This is a genomic window from Donghicola sp. XS_ASV15 (genome assembly GCF_041224595.1).
In the GTDB taxonomy this organism is placed as follows: Bacteria; Pseudomonadota; Alphaproteobacteria; order Rhodobacterales; family Rhodobacteraceae; genus Donghicola.
Genome location: NZ_JBGFGN010000151.1, coordinates 139,179 through 157,841 on the forward strand (window position 1 = coordinate 139,179; position 18,663 = coordinate 157,841).

The 18,663-nt window shown below is 58.2% G+C and carries 18 protein-coding genes; 10 read left to right on the forward strand and 8 right to left on the reverse strand.

The window, feature by feature from the left end; all coding sequences use genetic code 11:
* The first annotated feature begins 19 nt into the window (after window positions 1-19).
* Genes mreC through AB9K37_RS13265 form a run of 5 tightly spaced genes read left to right on the forward strand, consistent with a single transcriptional unit; the run spans window position 20 to window position 5,499 of the window.
* Window positions 20-979 carry a rod shape-determining protein MreC gene (gene mreC, locus AB9K37_RS13245; protein WP_369839554.1) on the forward strand — a complete coding sequence of 320 codons (960 nt, stop codon included), beginning with the start codon at window positions 20-22 and terminating at the stop codon, window positions 977-979.
* A complete protein-coding gene (locus tag AB9K37_RS13250) occupies window positions 969-1,508 on the forward strand; it encodes a rod shape-determining protein MreD (RefSeq protein WP_369839557.1) in 540 nt (179 codons plus the stop codon). The genes mreC and AB9K37_RS13250 overlap by 11 nt, the downstream gene beginning before the upstream one ends.
* Entirely contained in the window at window positions 1,505-3,430 is a 1,926-nt protein-coding gene (mrdA, locus tag AB9K37_RS13255; protein WP_369839559.1) for a penicillin-binding protein 2, read from the forward strand. The genes AB9K37_RS13250 and mrdA overlap by 4 nt, the downstream gene beginning before the upstream one ends.
* Complete coding sequence (gene rodA, locus AB9K37_RS13260) at window positions 3,427-4,566, forward strand: rod shape-determining protein RodA (protein ID WP_072709154.1); 1,140 nt, start codon at window positions 3,427-3,429, stop codon at window positions 4,564-4,566. The genes mrdA and rodA overlap by 4 nt, the downstream gene beginning before the upstream one ends.
* A 3-nt stretch (window positions 4,567-4,569) precedes the next feature.
* A complete protein-coding gene (locus tag AB9K37_RS13265; protein ID WP_369839562.1) occupies window positions 4,570-5,499 on the forward strand; it encodes a 2-hydroxyacid dehydrogenase in 930 nt (309 codons plus the stop codon).
* A 66-nt stretch (window positions 5,500-5,565) separates the two neighbouring features.
* Here AB9K37_RS13265 and AB9K37_RS13270 read toward each other — a convergent pair whose 3' ends face one another.
* The 4 genes from AB9K37_RS13270 to AB9K37_RS13285 are packed head-to-tail and all read right to left on the reverse strand — an operon-like array spanning window position 5,566 to window position 8,703.
* A complete protein-coding gene (locus AB9K37_RS13270; RefSeq protein WP_369839565.1) occupies window positions 5,566-6,126 on the reverse strand; it encodes a sulfotransferase family 2 domain-containing protein in 561 nt (186 codons plus the stop codon).
* Between the two features lie 8 nt (window positions 6,127-6,134).
* Window positions 6,135-6,953, reverse strand: coding sequence for a 3-deoxy-8-phosphooctulonate synthase (kdsA, locus tag AB9K37_RS13275; RefSeq protein ID WP_369839568.1), 819 nt, complete (start codon window positions 6,951-6,953; stop codon window positions 6,135-6,137).
* A complete protein-coding gene (locus AB9K37_RS13280; protein ID WP_369839571.1) occupies window positions 6,950-7,750 on the reverse strand; it encodes a 3-deoxy-manno-octulosonate cytidylyltransferase in 801 nt (266 codons plus the stop codon). The genes kdsA and AB9K37_RS13280 overlap by 4 nt, the downstream gene beginning before the upstream one ends.
* Entirely contained in the window at window positions 7,747-8,703 is a 957-nt protein-coding gene (locus tag AB9K37_RS13285; protein ID WP_369839573.1) for an SIS domain-containing protein, read from the reverse strand. Before AB9K37_RS13285 ends, AB9K37_RS13280 begins: the two co-directional genes overlap by 4 nt.
* Before the next feature lie 210 nt (window positions 8,704-8,913).
* Between AB9K37_RS13285 and AB9K37_RS13290 the strand changes: the two genes are divergently transcribed.
* Both AB9K37_RS13290 and AB9K37_RS13295 read left to right on the forward strand, forming a co-directional pair.
* On the forward strand, window positions 8,914-11,073 hold the full coding sequence (locus tag AB9K37_RS13290) for a YjbH domain-containing protein (RefSeq protein WP_369839576.1): 2,160 nt from the start codon (window positions 8,914-8,916) through the stop codon (window positions 11,071-11,073).
* The gene (locus AB9K37_RS13295; RefSeq protein WP_369839579.1) at window positions 11,070-11,729 is read left to right on the forward strand and encodes a YjbF family lipoprotein; all 660 of its coding nucleotides are present in this window, start codon (window positions 11,070-11,072) and stop codon (window positions 11,727-11,729) included. Before AB9K37_RS13290 ends, AB9K37_RS13295 begins: the two co-directional genes overlap by 4 nt.
* Before the next feature lie 83 nt (window positions 11,730-11,812).
* Here AB9K37_RS13295 and AB9K37_RS13300 read toward each other — a convergent pair whose 3' ends face one another.
* Window positions 11,813-12,067 carry a hypothetical protein gene (locus tag AB9K37_RS13300; RefSeq protein WP_369839582.1) on the reverse strand — a complete coding sequence of 85 codons (255 nt, stop codon included), beginning with the start codon at window positions 12,065-12,067 and terminating at the stop codon, window positions 11,813-11,815.
* A 148-nt stretch (window positions 12,068-12,215) separates the two neighbouring features.
* Between AB9K37_RS13300 and AB9K37_RS13305 the strand changes: the two genes are divergently transcribed.
* Both AB9K37_RS13305 and AB9K37_RS13310 read left to right on the forward strand, forming a co-directional pair.
* Window positions 12,216-12,890: a sugar transferase gene (locus AB9K37_RS13305; protein ID WP_369839584.1), complete on the forward strand. Its 675-nt coding sequence runs from the start codon at window positions 12,216-12,218 to the stop codon at window positions 12,888-12,890.
* A 141-nt stretch (window positions 12,891-13,031) separates the two neighbouring features.
* A complete protein-coding gene (locus AB9K37_RS13310; RefSeq protein ID WP_369839587.1) occupies window positions 13,032-14,915 on the forward strand; it encodes a polysaccharide biosynthesis protein in 1,884 nt (627 codons plus the stop codon).
* A gap of 3 nt (window positions 14,916-14,918) precedes the next feature.
* On the opposite strand, the gene AB9K37_RS13315 is transcribed toward AB9K37_RS13310, so the two are convergent.
* Both AB9K37_RS13315 and AB9K37_RS13320 read right to left on the reverse strand, forming a co-directional pair.
* Window positions 14,919-15,992 carry a DUF2793 domain-containing protein gene (locus AB9K37_RS13315; protein ID WP_369839589.1) on the reverse strand — a complete coding sequence of 358 codons (1,074 nt, stop codon included), beginning with the start codon at window positions 15,990-15,992 and terminating at the stop codon, window positions 14,919-14,921.
* A 147-nt stretch (window positions 15,993-16,139) separates the two neighbouring features.
* Entirely contained in the window at window positions 16,140-17,246 is a 1,107-nt protein-coding gene (locus tag AB9K37_RS13320; protein WP_369839592.1) for a polysaccharide biosynthesis/export family protein, read from the reverse strand.
* 155 nt (window positions 17,247-17,401) lie between these two features.
* Between AB9K37_RS13320 and AB9K37_RS13325 the strand changes: the two genes are divergently transcribed.
* A complete protein-coding gene (locus tag AB9K37_RS13325; RefSeq protein WP_369839595.1) occupies window positions 17,402-18,226 on the forward strand; it encodes an NAD-dependent epimerase/dehydratase family protein in 825 nt (274 codons plus the stop codon).
* A 1-nt stretch (window position 18,227) separates the two neighbouring features.
* Here the strand turns inward: AB9K37_RS13325 and AB9K37_RS13330 are convergent, their stop codons facing one another.
* On the reverse strand, window positions 18,228-18,503 hold the full coding sequence (locus AB9K37_RS13330; RefSeq protein ID WP_369839597.1) for a hypothetical protein: 276 nt from the start codon (window positions 18,501-18,503) through the stop codon (window positions 18,228-18,230).
* Between the last annotated feature and the right edge of the window lie 160 nt (window positions 18,504-18,663).

Consider the following 18,663-nt stretch of genomic DNA (forward strand, 5'->3'; position numbering starts at 1 on the left):
CTGCGTGCTGGAGTAAATTTTGGCAAAGCACGGAAACAACGGCGAAGACTATTACGCACCGCTACGCAGATTGGGCTTGGCGGTGCTTATACTTTTGCTGTCTGCGATCTTCTTGGTCTGGCGGGTCGACTCGCCCCGTGTCGAACGCTTTCGGATGGCAGTCATCGACCGCGTTGTGCCGAGCATGGATTGGGCGATGGCCCCCGTGACCGCGACGGTCGAACTGTTTCGCGACCTGCAGAGCTATCGCCGCCTGACCGAACAGAACACCGAGCTGCGCCGCGAATTGCAGCAGATGAAGGCGTGGAAAGAGGCGGCACTTCAGCTAGAACAAGAGAACGCGCGCCTTCTGGACCTGAACAACATGCGGTTGGACCCCGCGCTGACCAAGATCTCTGGCGAGGTTCTGGCCGATAGCGGCTCGCCCTTCCGTCAGTCGGTGCTGCTGAACGTGGGTGCACGTGACGGAATCGTTGACGGGTGGGCCACCATGGACGGGATCGGCCTTGTGGGCCGTATCGCAGGCGTGGGGGAGCGCACCAGCCGCGTGATCCTGCTAACCGACACCAACAGCCGTGTGCCCGTCAGTGTGCAGCCCTCTGGCCAACGCGCGATGATTGTGGGTGACAACACCCCCGCCCCGCCGCTGGAGTTCATAGAAAACTCCGATCTTGTGCGCCCCGGAGACCGCGTTGTGTCGTCTGGTGACGGCGGAGTGTTCCCCGCCGGCCTCTTGGTCGGTCAGGTTGCCCAAGACCGCAATGGGCGCCTGCGTGTGCGTCTGGCTGCCGATTACGAACGGCTCAAGTTCCTTAAGGTACTACGCAGCCAACCGGCCGAAGATATCGGCACACATGGGGGTCTTGTTGCCCCTCTGACATCGTCCGAGGGTTTTCCCGATGCAGTGGATTTGGGTGTCCCCGTCGAGGCGCCCGAGCTGAGTACCGGCGCGCCAGAGGCCAATGCCAATGGCGGATAGCGAGTTTCCAGGCCGCTGGGTCCTGACCCTTGGCTATGTGACGGTGTGCGCGGCCTTGATGTTTACGCGCCTTTTGCCGCTCGACTCGTTACCGCCATCATGGGCGGGGCCTGACCTCGTGATTTGCGTGACAATGGCGTGGATGCTGCGCCGCCCCGATTCGGTCCCGATGATCGTCATCGCTGCAGTTGCGCTCATGGCCGACTTCCTCTTCCAGCGCCCGCCCGGATTGTGGGCCGCGATCACGCTCGGGCTCAGCGACTTTTTGCGCAGACGCGAAGAGGGCCTGCGGGATGCGCCCTTTCCCATCGAATGGGGCGTCGTCAGTCTGGCATTTGTGATCTCCAAGGTGTTGTACCGCGTGATGCAGACATTATTTGTGGTGCCCAACGAGCCTCTGGGGCTAACCTTGACCCAGATCGTTGTCACAATCGCAGCCTACCCGCTGGTCGTCCTGACGCTGAACACCGTTTTCAAATTGCGCAGGGCCGCCCCCGGTGAGGTCGATTCTCTGGGGCACAAACGATGAGACGCAGTGAACGGGATACCAGCCTGAGCCATCGACGCATTACACGGCGTGGCTTGATCGTGGGCGGCCTTCAGGTCAGCTTTATCGCGCTGCTGGCCGCGCGCATGCGGCATATGCAAGTCAATCAGGCCGAAGAATTCCGTCTGCTGGCCGAAGAGAACCGGATCAAGGTCCGTCTGCTGCCCCCTGCCCGCGGCCTGATCATGGACCGCGAAGGCACTCCGATCGCCACCAATGAACCCAGCTACCGGATCGTGATCGTTCCCGAAGATGCAGGCGACGTCGAAGAGGTTCTAAGCCGCCTATCGCAGATCATCGAACTTAGCGAAGATGAACTGAACCGCGCCCGCCAAGAGATGGAGCGGACGCGTTCCGCCCCCTTCTTGCCCGTCACAATTGCAGACCGCGTCAGCTGGGATGCAATTTCCAAGGTCGCTGTAAACGCCCCCGCCCTGCCCGGCATCACGCCCGAGGTTGGGCTGTCGCGCAAATACCCGTTGGGCGGCGATTTCGCCCATGTGGTAGGCTATGTCGGCCCCGTTTCGGACTACGACCTGTCCAAGATCGAAGAGCCTGATCAGCTCTTGCGTATCCCGCGGTTCCAGATCGGAAAGGTCGGCGTCGAAGCCAAGATGGAGGACATGCTGCGTGGCTCAGCCGGTGCCAAGCAGGAAGAAGTCAACGCAGCGGGCCGCGTCATGCGCGAGCTCGACCGCCGCGAGGGAATCGCCGGCGCAAACCTGCAGCTGACCATTGACCACAAACTTCAGGGCTACATCCAAGCCCGTCTCGGCAGCGAGAGCGCCAGCGCCGTGGTGATGGACGTCGAAACGGGCGATATCCTGTCCATTGCATCAGCGCCTAGCTTCGACCCGAACCTTTTTGTTCGCGGCATTTCGGTAGCGGACTACTCGATCTTGCGGGACAACGATCATCGCCCCTTGGCCTCGAAAACCGTGCAGGATGCCTATCCGCCAGGATCGACCTTCAAGATGGTGACCGCTCTGGCCGGACTGGAAGCGGGGGCCATTACCTCGAACGACACGGCCTACTGCCCCGGCCATTTCGAGGTCGGCGGGCGCCGTTTCCACTGCTGGAAGCGTGGCGGGCACGGCTCGATGGACCTGATTTCGTCCCTGCGTCACAGCTGCGACGTCTACTATTACGACCTCGCCCTGAAAGTCGGCATCGAAAAGATCGCCGAAACGGCCCGCAAACTGGGACTGGGAGAGCGGTTCGACGTGCCCATGTCCGCAGTTGCCGAAGGTTTAACCCCAGACAAACAGTGGAAGCTGGAAGCGCGCGGCGCAGAATGGCTCATCGGTGACACGGTAAACGCCAGCATCGGTCAGGGTTTTGTTCTGACGACCCCGCTGCAACTTGCGGTGATGACGTCTCGGATCGCGACAGGCCGCAGGATCATGCCGCGCCTGATCAAGTCCGTCGACGGCAAACCGACAGAGCCCGAAGGCGGCGAAGATCTGGGTCTGAACGAAGATTACCTGCGCCAAGTCCGTCGCGGCATGTTTGCCGTGGTCAATAACCGACGAGGCACGGCCTATCGGTCCCGCATCGCGGACGAAGCAAACCGGATGGCGGGCAAGACCGGCACCGCGCAGGTCAGCAACCGTGTTGTCCGCAATGACGAAGTCCCGTGGGAAGAGCGGGACCATGCCTTGTTCGTGTCGTTCGCGCCCTATGAGCGGCCCAAAATCGCCGTGGCGGTTGTGGTTGAACATGGCGGCGGCGGCTCTTCGGTTGCGGCCCCTATTGCGCGCGACATCACGCTCGAGGCCCTATTCCGCGGACCGCCCCCACCCGAGGCGTATCCCGCAAGCGATCGCGAAAAGAAGATGGAAGAGCGCCAAGAGATTGAGGAACGGCTCAATGCCCTCGGGTCCGAAGGCAGCACACGCGCATGAGTTACCTCGAGTATAATGTCAAATACGTGCCTTCGGGCGCACGCAAGATCCTCTATTTAAACTGGCCCCTGATCCTGCTGATCACTGCTGCGGCCTCTGCGGGCTTTCTGATGCTGTACTCCGTTGCTGGGGGCTCTTTGCGACCCTACGCGTGGGCGCAGATGATCCGTTTCGGCATGGGCATGTTCGCGATGTTCGTTATTGCGATGGTCCCAATCTGGTTCTGGCGCAATGTCTCGGCTGTGGCTTACGGGATCTCGATCGTACTGCTGCTGGTGGTCGAACTGTTTGGCACGGTCGGCATGGGGGCGCAGCGTTGGATCGATATCGGATTCATGCGGCTGCAGCCGTCCGAGTTGACCAAGATCACAGTGGTCATGCTGTTGGCGGCCTATTACGACTGGCTGCCCGTGACCAAGACGTCGCGGCCCCTGTGGGTCTTTATCCCCGTCATGCTGATCATGATCCCGGTTGCATTGGTTCTAAAGCAGCCAGACCTTGGGACGGCTTTGCTGCTGATGATCGGTGGCGGCGCAGTGATGTTTATGGCCGGTGTCCATTGGGCCTATTTCGGCGTGGTTATGGCGTCTGGGGCAGGGCTGATTGCCGCTGTTTTCAACAGCCGTGGCACCCCGTGGCAGCTGATCAAGGACTACCAGTTCCGCCGCATCGACACCTTCCTAGACCCCTCCAGCGATCCGTTGGGCGCGGGATATCACATCACCCAGTCTAAGATCGCGCTCGGATCTGGTGGATGGACGGGCAAAGGATTTATGCAAGGCACCCAGACCCGTCTGAACTTCCTGCCCGAAAAGCATACGGACTTTATCTTTACCACGCTGGCCGAAGAATTCGGGTTCATTGGCGGGGTGTCATTGCTGACGATCTACGGTTTGATCATCGTGTTTTGCATTGCAACAGCGCTCAGCAATCGGGACCGCTATGCATCGCTGCTGACGCTAGGGATCGCCATGACATTCTTCCTGTTTTTTGCAGTAAATATGTCGATGGTCATGGGCTTGGCGCCCGTTGTGGGCGTACCGTTGCCGCTGGTTAGCTATGGCGGCTCGGCGATGCTGGTCTTGCTCGTGGCCTTTGGCCTTGTTCAGAGCGCTCATGTCCACAAACAGAGGTAACCGATGATCAACGTCCAACTCGCCGCGCCCGCTGAATACTGGGCCGAATATGAGGCCCCACTGACCAAAGCGTTGAAAGCGGCAGGGGTGGATGCGGATCTTTCTATGGATCATGCGCCCGAGGATGTGGATTACATCGTTTACGCCCCCCATCCCGAGATGCAGGATTTCACGCCTTTTAAGCGCTGCAAGGCGGTTTTGAGCCTGTGGGCCGGTGTGGAAAAGATTGTGGGGAATCAAACACTCACGATGCCCTTGACCCGCATGGTGGACCCTGGATTGAAAAAGGGCATGGTCGAGTTTGTGACCGGCCATGTGCTGCGCTACCACCTGGGGATGGACCAGCACATTCTGGTGCAAGACGGTGTCTGGCGCCACAAGGCGCCTCCCTTGGCACAGGATCGCAAGGTGACCATTCTGGGACTTGGCGAACTGGGCCGCAGCTGCGCTGAGATGCTGGTCCAGCTCGGATTTCAGGTGCGCGGATGGGGACGCAGCCCGCGCGAGCTTGCTGGTGTCGCATGTTTCAGTGGTGCCGATGGAATGAAAGCCGCACTAGATGGGGCAGAGATCATCGTCTTGCTACTGCCAGACACGCCCGAAACCGAGAATATCTTGGATTCAGAGGCTATGTCATGGCTGGCCCATGGGGCATCGATCCTGAACCCCGGCCGAGGACCCTTGATAGATGACGACGCGCTTTTGACTGCGTTGGACAGTGGGCAGGTGGCGCATGCAACGCTTGACGTTTTCCGCGTAGAGCCTTTGCCTGCAGATCATCCCTTTTGGGCGCATCCGAATGTGACGGTGACGCCTCACATCGCGTCGGAAACCCGAGCGGACACTGCGTCCAAAGTGGTTGCCGAGAATATCCGCCGAGCCGAGGCAGGCGAGCCATTGCTTTATCTGGTTGATCGGGCGGCTGGGTACTAAAGGGGGCGCTGCCCCCTCTTGGCCGTTGGCCAATTCACCCTAGGGGTATTTTTCCCAAGAAAGAGTTTAAGGCGAAGGGTAGCCGAGATCAGCGAAATCGCGGGCGTAGAAAGCACAAAGTTGATCCAGCAGCGGGCCAGTGATGTGCTGCTCCCAAGTGCTGTGTTCACTGCGATTGGCGTGGGGCACGCCGTCGAGCGCGAGGCCAACTTTGTTCGCGAGGCGCGCGATTTCGGCATCGTAATTTTCAAAACGGTAGAGGTCGTCCGCCTCTGTCAGACAATAGAACCTGTGCGTCTGCTGGATCGTGTGATGGCGAATGATTTCGGGTTTGGTCCGGCGGGTGCCCGTGTGGTCGATCGTGACGTTCATCGTGATCGCGGCGAAGTCTTCGATCGTGCCTTTGAAACCGCGGTGCTGGTTGAAATAGGAATAGGCCGAGACGAAGCGGTCGAGCGGGTGCCGGACAAACGCGAACTTGTAGAGGTTGCGCCATTCGGGGCGCATTTCACCAAAAGAGCGGCCAGAGAAGCGACCGTCCCACAAGTGCCGGCGGATCGTTGTGCCGCCGGTCTTGTGGATGTGGATGATGACACAGTCCGGATTATGGAGCCGGAAGTTGGCCATGCCTTGGGTCAGCCCTTGGTCAGGTCATCGTAGGCCTTGAGGCGTTTCAAGAGGGCCGTCATCTCTGCCAGCGGGACCATGTTGGGGCCGTCCGAGGGGGCGTTGTCGGGATCCTGGTGGGTTTCGATGAAGACCGCGGCAGTGCCCACCGCCAGCGCCGCGCGGGCCAGGGGTTCGACGAATTCACGCTGACCGCCGGTCGAGGTCCCTTTGGAGCCCGGCATCTGGACCGAGTGGGTGGCGTCGAACACGGTTGGGTAGCCCGTTTCGGCCATGATCGGCAATGCGCGCATGTCGGACACCAGCTGGCCGTAGCCGAATGTGGTGCCACGCTCACAGAGCATGATGTTCTGGTTGCCGGTGCTTTCGATCTTCTTGACCGCGTTGCCCATGTCCCAAGGGGCAAGGAACTGGCCCTTTTTCACGTTCAGCGCTTTGCCGGTTTCACCGGCGGCGAGCAGCAGGTCGGTCTGGCGGCACAGGAACGCTGGGATTTGCAGGATGTCACAGACCTCGGCGGCTTTGGCGCAGTGCCACGGTTCGTGGACGTCGGTGATGGTGGGGACGCCGAATTCCTCGCTGATGGTGTTCAGAACCTCTAGGCCCTTTTCCATCCCAAGGCCGCGTTCACCGGACAGGGAGCTGCGGTTCGCCTTGTCATAGCTGGCCTTGAAGACCCACTGGATGCCCGAGGCCGCGCAGGCTTCGGCGATGCCGGTGGCCATCATGCGCGCGTGCTCCAGGCTTTCGAGCTGGCAGGGACCTGCGATCAGGACGAAGGGCAGGTTTTGGGCGATCTTGATGTCGCGGACGGTGACAGTTTTCATTCGGTGCCTTCCTTTTTCAGCACAGATTCAATGCGTTCCACATCGACGGGGTTGTTCAGTTCCCAGAATACGCGGCCACGGCCTTCGACCTGTACACAGGCAACAGACTGGCCGTTCTCGAGGAAGCGCAACTGCTCCAGCCCTTCGAGCTTTTCCAGCGTGCCTTCGGGCCATGACGTATAGGCTTTCAGGGCGGCGGGACGGTAGGCGTAGACGCCAACATGGTGGAACACAGGGGTGTTGTCGTGGGTCGCGGGATCCTCGCCAGTGTAGGGCACGACCTCTTTGGAGAAGTAGAGCGCGTGGCCGTGGGTGTTGAACACGGCGGTGGTGCCGCCCACGCGGCGGGCGCGGCGGTCTTCGCGGAAGTTATTCAAGGTCTCGGCGTCGCAGCGCAGGACGGGGGTGGCGACAGGCAGATCGGGGTCAGCCTTCATCGCGTCGATCAGGGCGGTCAGAAACCAGACGGGGGTCAAGGGCGCGTCGCCCTGCAGGTTGACCACCAGATCGGTGTCTTCGGGCAGTTGGGCGACCGCTTCGGCGCAGCGCTCGGTGCCGTTCTTGGCGAATTCCGAAGTCATCAGAACGTCGGCGCCGAACGCTTTGGCCGCGTTGGCGATCCGGTCGTCGTCCGTGCAGACATAGACCGCATCAACGTCGGGGGTAGCCTGCGCCACTTCCCAAGAACGCTGGATCAAGGACTTCGCGATGCCAGTCGCGCCATGCAATTGAACCAGCGGTTTACCCGGATAGCGGGTCGAGGCGTAACGGGCGGGGATCAGGATAACAGTGCTCATGCAACACCTGCGCGCAAACAGTCGTGGATGTGGATAATGCCCCGCAGCACACCCTCTTCGGTGGTGACGCAGAGGGTTGTGATCTTGTTGTCGTTCATGATCCCAAGCGCCTCGGAGGCGAGGGCAGTCTCGCGGATCGTGCGGGGGCCACGGGTGGCGACCTGACCGGCAGTTTTTTCCATCAGGCCATCAAGGTTCCGGCGCAAGTCGCCGTCGGTGATGATGCCGTTCAGCTTGCCGGTCTCGGTTAGGGCGACGATGCCAAGGCCCTTGGCCGACATTTGCACCAGCGCGTCGCCCATAGTGGTTTCTTCGTCCACGAGCGGCAGCTCGTCGCCTTTGTGCATCAGGGCCGCAACAGGCAGAAGCTGCGCGCCAAGGCTTCCACCGGGGTGGAACGCCAAAAAGTTCTCTTTCTCGAAGCCACGAATGCGCATCAGGGCAACCGCGACCGCGTCCCCCAGCGCCATGGTCAGCGTGGTCGAAGTGGTCGGCGCCATGCCGATCGCGCAGGCCTCGGGGGCATTGGGCAGTTGCAACAAGTAGTCCGACTGCTGCGCCAAGGTGCTGTCCGCGTTCTTGGTGATCGCGACCATCTTGATCCCGAAGCGGCGGGTGTGGGCGATGATGTCGGCCAGTTCCTTGGTCTCGCCGGAGTTCGAAATCAGGATCACCACGTCGCTCTTGGTGATCATCCCCAGATCGCCGTGGCTGGCCTCGCCTGGGTGCACAAACTGCGCGGGGGTGCCGGTGCTGGCAAAGGTTGCTGCCATTTTCGCGCCCACATGGCCGGATTTGCCCATGCCCGACACAATAACGCGTCCCGTGCTTGCCTGAATCAGGCGCACCACAGCGGGGATCTGTGCAGGGGGCGCGTCTGCCATGAGAGCCAGCGCATCAAGCTCTGCCTTCAAGACATCCTGCGCGAATTGCGAGATTTCGTTCTCTGTCATTTTGACTGTCTATCCCGATATCGTCTAAGGCTCATCCACTAACAGCAATTCTGATCCAGCAAAATGCTTTTCCCCAAATCCTGTAGGCGCTTTGTCTCTGGCCAATGAACAACGATTGGACGGAACGCGCGGCACAGGTTAGTGTCAGGACGGCATGGGCCAAGGGGCGGGGCAGTGCGGATTGGAACAAGCATTTCATGGACGATCACAGTGGTTAAAGTACTGACAGGCAAGACACTCTGCGGCACGTGGCGGCATCTGAAGGGATCGGTTGCACTGTGCTGTCTGTGCGCTGCAAGTAGCGCAATCGCGGCAGATTCCTCTTCGGAAACGAACTACACGATCTGGGGCACACCGGGCCTGATCACCTTGCCCGACGCCCACCTCGCGCCGAACGGTGAAGCGACCTCTACTTTCACGTTCATGGAAGGGACGGGTGCTGCCGCGTTGACCTTCCAGTTCTCGGACCGGATCAGCGCGACCTTCCGCTACGCAGGCGTCGATGGCGCAATCAACCCGTTCCAAGGCCAAGACACCTACTTCGACCGTAGCTTTGATTTGCGGTATCGCATCTTTGACGAGACGGCCTATTTGCCCTCGGTTGCGATCGGTCTTCAGGATTTTGCGGGCACGGGCCTGTATTCCGGCGAATATTTGGTTGCGACCAAAACCATTGCTCCCGGCTTCTCGCTCACCGGGGGCATCGGGTTCGGACGTCTGGGGAGCTATGATCCGATCACGACAATCGGTGACCGTCCAACCCGCCTGATTTCGGAAACCGGCACCGGATCATTCGTTTTCGAAGGACGGGGCGGAACGTTCAACGTCGACAACTACTTCAAAGGCGACGTCGCGCCATTTGCTGGTCTGAGCTGGGACATCAATGACAAATGGCGCTTGGTGGCGGAATACTCCAGCGATGCATTCGACGCCGAAGAGGCTGCGGGTTTCCACGAGAACAAGTCTCCGCTGAATTTCTCTTTGAGCTACGATCTGGGGGGTGACAGCAGTCTGTCGCTCTTTGCCCTGAACGGAGACAAGTTCGGGGTGCAGGCGAGTTTCCGTCTTAATCCGCGCAAAAGCCCCAATCCCACAGGGACCGAGAATGCGCCCCTTCCTGTGCGTGTTCGCGCGCCCGGAGAGGCCGACTTGCTTGGCTGGACAGAGATGGGCGATGCCGCGCTGCCGACCATTCGCGGGAACTTGCAAAAGCAACTTGACCGCGATGGCCTAGAGATTAAGGGTTTGGAAGTTTCAGCGCGTGAGGCAACGCTCCTGCTCGAGAACAGCAAGTACGATGCAGAACCTCAGGCGATTGGACGGGCAGCCCGCGCAATGGCGAGCCAGCTTCCTTATTCGATCGAAACGTTCCACATCATTCCCGTGTCAAACGGCTTGGGCGCATCTCGGATCACCTTCCAGCGCACCGACCTTGAGAATATGCAGTTCACCACGGTGAACGCTATTCGCGAACGTATGGTCGTCGATGACGCTGCCGGAAAGATGCCCGATTTTGATCAGGATCTATATCCCAGCTTCGACTACCAGATCGCGCCCTACTATCAGACAGGCTACTTTGACGTGCACCGGCCCCTCCGCGCGGATTTCGGCGTGCGGTTCCGCAGCACACTGAACCTGAATGAAAACTTCAAGATCGCCGGATCAGCCACCTATCGCTTCTTCGGAGACATCGCCGAGTCAGCTCCGGATTACGGGGGCAAGGTACCGCCAGTCCGGACGTTGGGACCACTGTACTACGACGATCCGTTCGGCATTGAGTCGCTGGCGCTGTACTATCAGGCCCATCCTTTCCGGAATATTTATGTCAGTGGACGCGCGGGTCTGTTGGAGAACATGTACGGCGGTGTCTCGGGTGAAGTTCTTTGGAAGCCAGTGGACAGCCCATTGGCCCTTGGTGTCGAAGTGTCGCGCGTGAGACAGCGTGAATTTGATCGCCGCTTCGATTTCCGTGACTATGAAGTCACGACCGGTCACGCATCGGCATATTATGACTTTGGAAACGGCTATTTCGGACGCCTCGACGTGGGTCAGTACCTAGCTGGCGACAAGGGCGCGACCGTCACACTCCTGCGTACCTTCGACAATGGTTGGACCTTTGGGGCCTTTGCAACCCAGACAGACATGTCCGCCGAAGACTTTGGCGAAGGCAGCTTTGACAAAGGAATCATGTTTACGATGCCGCTCAGCTACATCTTGCAGAGCCCCCGTCGCGCAACCTTTACCGAGGTCATCAGACCACTCCAGCGGAACGGCGGGGCGCGACTGAGCGTCAGGAACAGATTGTATGGCGGATTGGCCGAATACCATCGCCCCTCTCTGGATCAAGAGTACGGGAGGTTCTGGCGATGAAACGAGGCACGCGACTGATTGTGACTGCGGTTTTGGGGCTTGGCGTCTTGAGTGCTTGCGGAACGACTGGACGGCAAGAGTCGCGGCGCGAGCTCTTTGAGCTTGCCTTCACGACCCTGAAACAGAACGTGACGGGAGCTAAGGACGAAAGCCCCTCGATTAGCGACATTCGGGCTCTTGCTCCGACAGTGTTGGAGGCGGTGCCGTTGCCGATTATTCTGGTAAGCAGACGTAAAACCGACGAAGCCGACTTTTACGCGTTGAGCGCGGAAACCGGGGATTATCGGATCTATGCCTCGAGCGACGACGTCACAATAACCCTGCAAGGCGGCGTGCTTGCAGAGACGAGGCGGCTGGGTTCAGACCTGATGTCATCGCAGAACGGCCCACTGCCAAAGCTACTGAAGCGTCGCGCCAGCGGAGACTATCAGCGCGTTCTGCGGACTCTGGACGCAGAGGGTCACGAAATTTCTGTGATGTATGATTGCCGCCTGAGTGCCGGCGATGCTGAACAGATGACAGAAAACTGCACAACACCGGGCAAAGCCTTTAGGAATATTTATGAATATGTTCCCGGCAGCAACATGCTCCTGCGTTCAGAGCAGTGGCTGAATGACACAAACGGTCATCTTACGATCGAACACCTGCGCCACTAAGATCCGCCTGAGGCGAGATTAGCAGGGCACAAATAAAGGCGCGGCCAAGTGACCGCGCCTTTCGAATCCCTGACCAACCTAAATTAGTTGGTGCTGGACGAAGTGGTTGCCGACGAATCGTCGTCCGAGTCGCTGTCCTTGCCACCCAGAGCAATACCCAGAACGATCGCACCGCCGATGATGGCTGCTGCCATGCCGGGGGTTACCGTTGCCGACATCGCGCTGAGTTTGGTGCTTGCGCCGCCCATACCGGATTCTGTGCCCGACTGAGCAACAGCCGCGGTCGAGGTGGATACTGCCAGAGCAGCTACTGCGGTGAGGGTAATAAACTTCTTCATCTTGCTATCTCCAAAGCATGAGGGCCCGTTCGCCCCAGACGCAAACAGGTCTAGTCTAAGAGGTGGCACACCATGGTGTATTTTTCCAGTCCCATTTGCCGGTCAGCCCGCTTCCCGCATCCGAGTGTTGCAAATTCGAACAGGAATGATGCAACAAGGACACGGCTTATTCGTAGCGCCTTCATCAGGAGCGCCTTCCTTCAACGTTTTGGAATTCTCCCCAATGCCCAACTCAAAACGCCTGTTCGATCTGGCGCTAGCTTTGATACTTCTACCCCTTCTTCTTCCACTTATCTGTCTGATTTATATAGTCATTATTGTTAGTGATGGTTTTCCCGCATTTTTCAGATCGGAACGTATGAGGGATACACAGACCGGCTTCACTTTGCTGAAATTCCGCACAATGAAAGTCGTCCCTAAGGACAGCGGTGTCTCAGGCGGAGACAAAAGCGCTCGTATTTTTCCGTTGGGCAAGTTCTTGCGTAGATTTCGCCTAGATGAACTCCCACAAATCTTCAACGTTCTGAAAGGTGACATTAGCTTTGTCGGCCCACGCCCGCCCTTGCGTCAGTATGTCGAAAAGTTCCCCGAACTATATGATCAGGTTCTTCGATCCCGCCCCGGAATCACCGGTTTGGCGACGGTTTTCTTTCATAAACACGAAGAAACGCTGCTCAAAGAATGCGAAAACTCGGAAGAAACAGATGCGGTTTATTCCCGTCGATGTGTTCCGCGAAAGGCAACTCTGGATTTGATTTATCAGGAAAACCGGACCATTTGCATGGACCTTTGGTTGCTCAAACAGACTGTTTTGCGCAAATAGTCGCCGGAAATGTGCGCTGTGGCGGTCATTGGCGCTTTGTAAGGTGGCTTCGAAACAGAGACTCGCGTATATCGGTAGGGACGCTCTGTTTCACGGTTTATTCTTTGCGTGGTCTGAAGTTCAGGCATCCGGAAAATTTAAATGCTACTTTACAATTTACTAATGCGGATGACCCGCGCCCACAAAACGCTTCTGATACTTGCATTAGACGTTGTGGTCGCCCCTATTTCATTACTCATTGCGCTTCATCTCGTCGGCCTCTCTTGGGTTGTCGCGAGCCAGAATGGTATCGAAGCAGCGCTGATGTTTGGAAGCGTGGCTATTGTTGCAATGGGCGCGGCACTGATTCTCGGGCTGCATCACATCCGGCTGAATAGCTATGACATGGCGTGCGCTGGTCTCAGCACGCTTGCGGCACTCGCCGTCGCCGTAATCGGCGGCACGCTTGTTCAGCTTTTTGGAATTGAAATCCCGCTGCGCGCTTGGATCGCGACAGCTGCCTGCAATAGCCTTCTGAGTATCGGAGCTCGCGCATTGGCGCGGCAAGTTCTGTTGGCAGTGTATCGGCGCGGAGATAACCGTCTGCGCATTGTGATTTATGGCGCAGGACAGACGGGCCAACAACTTGCTGCTGCATTGAAAACAGACCGCACCACTGAGATCATTGGTTTCGTGGACGACAATCCAACACTCCAAAGCCAAACCGTCTCGGGTTTGCGCGTTCACTCTCCGATCAAGATCAAATCCCTTTGCGACAAAATGCAGGTTGATCGCGTTATCTTGGCTATGCCGTCAGTCAGCTTGCCGCGGCAGCGGCAGATTTCACGCCGGCTGAACGAAATGGGATGCGAAACGCGTCTTCTGCCCTCGTTTGCAGACATGATGAACCGGTCCGCGGGTAACGAAGAGCAACGTTTTGATGCGAACGCCGTCCTTAACCGTGCGCGTCTCGAAGACCAGATTCCCCAAACAGGCGAGAGCTATGCAGGCAAGGTGGTCATGATCACTGGTGCAGGTGGTTCGATTGGATCGGAACTTTGCCGACAGATCGTCGCCTGCAAGCCGCGCAAAATTGTCTTGGTTGATCACAGTGAATTCGCGCTCTACGCCATTTCCAAAGAGCTCAACGCCCTCAACCGTAAAATCAAAATCGCATCTATCTTGCTCTCTGTCACGGACCGCAAGGGCATCGAGCGTGTCATGCGCAGCAAAGGCGTCCAAGTCGTTTTACACGCGGCAGCCTACAAACATGTCCCAATGGTCGAGAACAACGAGATCGCGGGTCTCTGGAACAACGTTTTCGGAACAAAAATCACCGCTGAAGCAGCGCGTGCCGTGGGTGTCGAACGTTTCATTCTGGTTTCGACAGACAAGGCGGTTCGCCCGTCGAATATCATGGGCGCGTCAAAGCGTCTGGCGGAACTCGTGATCCAAGATTTAGCTACCCGGAATGGTGGTACACGTTTTTCCATGGTCCGCTTCGGGAACGTGCTGGGGTCGTCGGGCTCGATCATCCCGCTCTTCGAAGAGCAGATTGCTGCCGGTGGCCCAGTCACTGTGACACATCCCGAGGTCACGCGCTTCTTTATGACGATCCCCGAAGCCTCGCGCTTGGTGCTCTTGGCAGGATCATTCACCAGAGGCGGGGATGTCTTCGTTCTCGACATGGGGCAGCCGGTACGAATCGCTCAGGTCGCGCGGCAAATGATCGAAGCATCAGGATACTCGGTTCGCGATCACGAAAACAAAAACGGCGATATTGAGATTCGCTATATTGGATTGCGTCCAGGTGAAAAATTGCACGAAGAGCTTCTGATTGGGCAGGACATGTTAACCACGCCCCACCCAAAAATTCTTCGTGCGCGCGAAAGCCACCTTTCTGAAATTCAGGTTGCGTCTGCGCTGAACGACCTCCGACTCGCGATAGAGGCCGGAGACACTGAAGCTGTGCGCGCAGCGGCATTCAAATGGTCGATGCCCGATGACGACTTTGGCAACCAAACCACGGCTCAGCTCATTTCCTAGGACTTACCAGCGCCCGATGGCGATGCAATTAACTTGGATCGAAGCGGTCGTTGAAAGGGCACTGAGAGCCATCAAGGGCGCCTCTGTCACGCTCGGTGTTACATCTGTGGCGCTGGCCCAAACACCATTTGCACCATGCGCCTCGAATGACAGCTTGGGAAGATCAGAGAACGCCGCAGGATAAGTCCAGATCGCAGCGTCAGACGCGTAAATATTGCCAAGTGAAGTCGTAGCGCCTGCAAGAGTCACAGTTTCCGAACAAATCTGAGTACCATCAGCAAAACGTATGACTGTGCCGGATGCGCTCTCGATCCGCTCAATTATCCCACCAGTTGGCGTTGTCCCGTCAAACGAGACAGGGCCAAGAATATTTCCTGGTCCATATCCGTAGTCGGCCCGCATCAGCTTGCCCTGCGTGGTGTCTGTCGGTGAAGACTGAACAGCAGTACCACTGGCGACCCCGTTGGTCGGATCAAAGACCAGCGCATCGAACCATGTTGAGCCATCCGAGACCTTCAGGTGCAGGGCGTTGTCTCCGCACAGACCAATTTCGGCCCGTCCAGCCCAGTTGGTTTGCAAAACTAGGCTTCCCGTATCGGCTGCCGTGGCTTTGTTTATCTTGATCTGCTGGCTGGCGCCCGCATGGGTGAACAACGCCGCCTCAGATGCAACGATAAGGCGGTTCGTGGCATCCGCTGTGGCCCCAATTCCGACCGAAGGCAGGTTCTGCAGGTCAACGGGCAAAGACGACCACGCGTCATTCAGGTACACAACAGCGCGATTTTCAACGGCATCCCAAGCCATCCAACCCGCGAAGGGCTGCAGATAGATCCAACCGCTCTCTGTCCAAGTCGCGACCATGCGCGGATACTCCGACCACGCACCCGTCGACGCGTCCGAAGTGAAATAGGCATGCCCAACAATCGGGGACTCGGGCGGCTCGACCACTGACAGGCCCTGCAAGACCAGTTGGATTGCGCCATCCAGCCTCAGAATCGCCTCGTTATGGGTGACATGCTTCTGAGCCTGGGACGGCTGGATCATCGGCAAATCAAGCCGGGGGGACGCGCTAGTCATTGGGGTTTCTCCGTGGTTGCGATGCCTGCAGCAAACGCACCCAGAGTAAACAAGTGCACAGCTGTGCAACCTTTGGATTTACCAAATCTTTATCAGATGCCAGGCGGTGGCCTTTGATCAATCCACCGCCCCACCAAGAAAGCTCGATTAGTTCAGCAGATTGTTCGCTTGGGTATATGTTGCGCCACTTGCACGGAAAACGTCGAGGAAATTGTTGATCAACACCAGAGGCGAGTCCGACGCGTAAACAATATCTCCTGCGTAAACCTCAAAATCTTGCGCCGCAAACAAACCTTCGGCACGCGTCATATCAAGCGCAAAGATCACCAGATCCTTGTTGGGACCGTGGGTATCCAAGCGCACTGCCGTGTGCGGATAGCGGCGTAGAACCAACAGCCCTTTGGGATTCGCCCGTGCATCGGCCAGACCACCGGCGGTTGTCACAGCCTCGAGCACGGTCACAGGATGCTTGATCGGCACCAGAACTTCACGGCCGATCGCGCCTGTCACGGCAACGTTCTGCGGAACGTCTGCGATCATGACCTTGTCACCACCGCGTAGGGCAGTGTCGAGGTTACCGTTTTCGGTCAGATCAGATGCAAAAACCTCGTAGGTTGCTCCGCCCCGCATGAGGCGCACAACGGGGTTCTGGATCGCATTTGAAATCCCGCCGGCATCTGCAATCAGGTTCAATACGCTATAGCGCCGGTCCGGCAGGGGATAGGACCCGGGCTCTCTGACGCCATCGACTGCGCGTGCGATGTTATTTTGCCCAGGCTCCGCCGAAACCAGAACCTGAACGGAAGGTGCGATCGTTTCCATCCGGCGAGCGATGTCATCGCGCGCAGATTCGATTGTCAAACCAGAGACCTGCACATTCCCGACATAAGGCAGGAAAACACTGCCACCAGAAGACACGCGCACTTGGGAGACACGCGCTTCCTTCTGACCAACACCGGTTAGCAAAGAGTCCTCTTGGCTGTCCCAAATGCTGAGCGAAAGAACGTCGCCAGAGCGGATCACGTAGTTCGAGGCTCCACGATTTCCGCCGATCCATCCGTGCTTCAGACCGCCACCTGTGCGTGGCCACTTTTCCACCATGGCCAAGCTGGCAGGCGTTAGATCCACGACCTCAAAGCTGGCATCCTCACTGTTCGAGCCTCTTAGAATCTCGCCCTTCGTCACCGATCCGCGGGGCACCGCGCAGCCTGCCACGGCCGCAACAAGAACAAGGCTGAAAACCAGACGCAGCATAATGGAACCCTAATTCCTCTGACAATTGGCGATGTTGATGCCATTTTTTCCAGCATCGTCCAAGACAAGCTTTACGAACAGGTTTAGAAAGATGCCCGCATGACACGGGGAAACCCTCGTTTTGGCGGAAAAACTCCGAAAGAAAGGCGTGTTCGGTGAGTGCTTCAGATCCAGTAATTGTGACGGGTGCAAATGGACAGGTCGGACGCCGCATTCTGCGGGCTTGGTCCAGAAAACCGCCTTCTTTTTCTGTTGCCGCCGTCGCTCGTTCGACTGGCCCGGATTGGCAGGAATGGCTGGTCGGCGCTGCACCTATCGTGCCACGCGCGCGCGCTATCGTCGGCCTCTGGGGGGTGTGCTTTGGGACGCTCGAAGAGACGCGCGCCAACTTGACCCTTGCCCAAGAGGCACAGCAGCTTGGGGCGCAGACGGGCGCGGATCGTGTCATTCACCTTTCGACGCAGTCTGTCTACGGTCGAAACTGTAATCAGGCCACAGAGCGCCAGACTCCGACACCGGTAAACAGCTATGGCCAAGCAAAGGCCGAAATGGAGAGCTACCTGCGGTCAGCCGAAGGGCCCCGCCCGATCATCCTGCGCGTGGCAAATGTCATCGGGGCTGACGCGATATCTCGTGCACTTGCAGGGACATCCAAGGTCACACTTGATCGGTTTGCGGATGGCAAAGGCCCCCTGCGTAGCTTTGTTGGGATCGCTGATCTTGCCGACTTGATTGCGTGCGCGATTACCTGCCCGCTGGACACCTGCCCCGACGTGATCAACGTCGCCGCGCAGACACCGCTCCACATGGAGGAAATCCTGAAGGCCGCCAATCGTCCTTTCGAGTGGCGCGACGCACCCGAGAACGCCCTACGGGTTGCCACAGTCTCGACGGATATGCTGCTCCAGACAGCGCTCCCAACCCCGAAAGCGGCGACCGCCGCTGCCCTCTATCAAGATTGGAAAGACCACGCAGACTGACTTAGAGCGCGAAATTCTGGAGAAACGTTCGGGCGTCCTCGTCAGGTAGGCGCCTTAACTGGCTCCGTAGCTTCGACACTGCGACAGCAGTCGCGTCCAACTCTGGAACGGGCCTCTCGCGAAGCATATTTTCGAGATTGGCGAAGAACGGGGTCTTGCCTGTCATGTCGCAGAGAAAATCGTGAACGTCTTCAAACCGCTCGTACATGTCACGCCGCAAATCGGTGCCATACATCTCGACATCCATCGAACGTGGCAGGTCAAGTTCAGGGGTCACAACCTCCAAGAAGTCTCTTAGGTGTCAACGGCGGAGTAAAATTCGGCCATTGTGGCGGAGCAAAAGTCGGCCAGTTTGGGGCGAGCGCCTTGGAGCGTGCGGCCCTCATATAGCAAGCCCGGTCCAAGGCGCATTGGCCGTCAGGCCAATTCTGTGAGGT

What these genes read in the sequence shown, in the direction of transcription:
- AB9K37_RS13250 (WP_369839557.1), top strand. Translation starts at nt 969, where the DNA reads ATGGCGGATAGCGAGTTTCCAGGCCGCTGGGTCCTGACCCTTGGCTAT.
- mrdA (WP_369839559.1), top strand. Translation starts at nt 1,505, where the DNA reads ATGAGACGCAGTGAACGGGATACCAGCCTGAGCCATCGACGCATTACA.
- rodA (WP_072709154.1), top strand. Translation starts at nt 3,427, where the DNA reads ATGAGTTACCTCGAGTATAATGTCAAATACGTGCCTTCGGGCGCACGC.
- AB9K37_RS13265 (WP_369839562.1), top strand. Translation starts at nt 4,570, where the DNA reads ATGATCAACGTCCAACTCGCCGCGCCCGCTGAATACTGGGCCGAATAT.
- AB9K37_RS13270 (WP_369839565.1), bottom strand. Translation starts at nt 6,126, where the DNA reads ATGGCCAACTTCCGGCTCCATAATCCGGACTGTGTCATCATCCACATC.
- kdsA (WP_369839568.1), bottom strand. Translation starts at nt 6,953, where the DNA reads ATGAAAACTGTCACCGTCCGCGACATCAAGATCGCCCAAAACCTGCCC.
- AB9K37_RS13280 (WP_369839571.1), bottom strand. Translation starts at nt 7,750, where the DNA reads ATGAGCACTGTTATCCTGATCCCCGCCCGTTACGCCTCGACCCGCTAT.
- AB9K37_RS13285 (WP_369839573.1), bottom strand. Translation starts at nt 8,703, where the DNA reads ATGACAGAGAACGAAATCTCGCAATTCGCGCAGGATGTCTTGAAGGCA.
- AB9K37_RS13295 (WP_369839579.1), top strand. Translation starts at nt 11,070, where the DNA reads ATGAAACGAGGCACGCGACTGATTGTGACTGCGGTTTTGGGGCTTGGC.
- AB9K37_RS13300 (WP_369839582.1), bottom strand. Translation starts at nt 12,067, where the DNA reads ATGAAGAAGTTTATTACCCTCACCGCAGTAGCTGCTCTGGCAGTATCC.
- AB9K37_RS13305 (WP_369839584.1), top strand. Translation starts at nt 12,216, where the DNA reads ATGCAACAAGGACACGGCTTATTCGTAGCGCCTTCATCAGGAGCGCCT.
- AB9K37_RS13310 (WP_369839587.1), top strand. Translation starts at nt 13,032, where the DNA reads ATGCTACTTTACAATTTACTAATGCGGATGACCCGCGCCCACAAAACG.
- AB9K37_RS13315 (WP_369839589.1), bottom strand. Translation starts at nt 15,992, where the DNA reads ATGACTAGCGCGTCCCCCCGGCTTGATTTGCCGATGATCCAGCCGTCC.
- AB9K37_RS13320 (WP_369839592.1), bottom strand. Translation starts at nt 17,246, where the DNA reads ATGCTGCGTCTGGTTTTCAGCCTTGTTCTTGTTGCGGCCGTGGCAGGC.